Source organism: Oleiphilus sp. HI0079 (assembly GCF_001635105.1).
In genome coordinates this window covers 1-759 of record NZ_LWFT01000066.1, presented here as the reverse complement: position 1 = coordinate 759, position 759 = coordinate 1, and the positions used below count along the sequence as shown (strand labels likewise).

Annotated in this window: 2 protein-coding genes; both read right to left on the bottom strand. The window is 50.2% G+C overall.

Annotation, left to right across the window (positions count from 1 at the left end; all coding sequences use genetic code 11):
* Positions 1 to 288, bottom strand: a 288-nt coding sequence (locus A3750_RS00995; protein ID WP_156498286.1) for an efflux RND transporter permease subunit, incomplete at its 3' end; no start/stop codon positions are given.
* Positions 289 to 290: 2 nt separating this feature from the next.
* On the bottom strand, positions 291 to 759 hold a 469-nt coding region (locus A3750_RS25625; protein ID WP_197474779.1), incomplete at its 5' end, for a hypothetical protein.

Genomic DNA, 759 nt, shown 5'->3' with positions numbered 1-759 from the left:
TCGGGATGTAGAATTGATCGTTTTTATTTCTGAAATGCTTGCAAGCTCAGACTCTAAGACCTCCGTCACGGTCGATTCGACCAGCCGAGCAGAGGCACCCGGAAACTCTGTGATAATCGAAATAAACCGTTGGGTAATTCTGGGATCCTCAACCTTCGGTAAGGAAAACCAAGATGATAGGCCGGCTGCACAAATAACGATGAGAGTCATCATTAACAGGTGTGGGTTTCGATAGTATGCCGAGCGCAGCGAATATACAGACTCTGATTTGGTCGTTTTTTGTTCCATGCCTACTTGCTCGCAACAGAAGAGGTAGGTTGCGTTCTTACATATTGCCCTTCAACAATGCGGTGCGTTGCTTGAGCAACAACCCGCCCTCTGTTCTCCACGTCGACGCCACCCGTAACGAGCGCGTAATCGCCCCGAACACGACTGATGGACACAACGGTGCGGCGTATCTGGGAGCGATTATTCTTGATCGCCTCATTTGGATCTGGTTCCGCTAGATAGACCGACCAGAGCCCTCTGCCGTATTCAGTGAGCGCCGTAAGAGGCAGCCATACGCCATCAGCGCGCACAGATGCCGGGATTTCAATATTGACGATTTCTCCGGGTACAAGCGCCTCATCTGCTGTCATGACACTCATGTACACATCAGAAGAACGCGAAGAAGAAAGGCTTAATTTAATGCGCGTGACCACGCCTTCAAGCACGCGGTCTTCATGCGTCAAACGGAGAGTTTGATCAATCTTTAGCGAT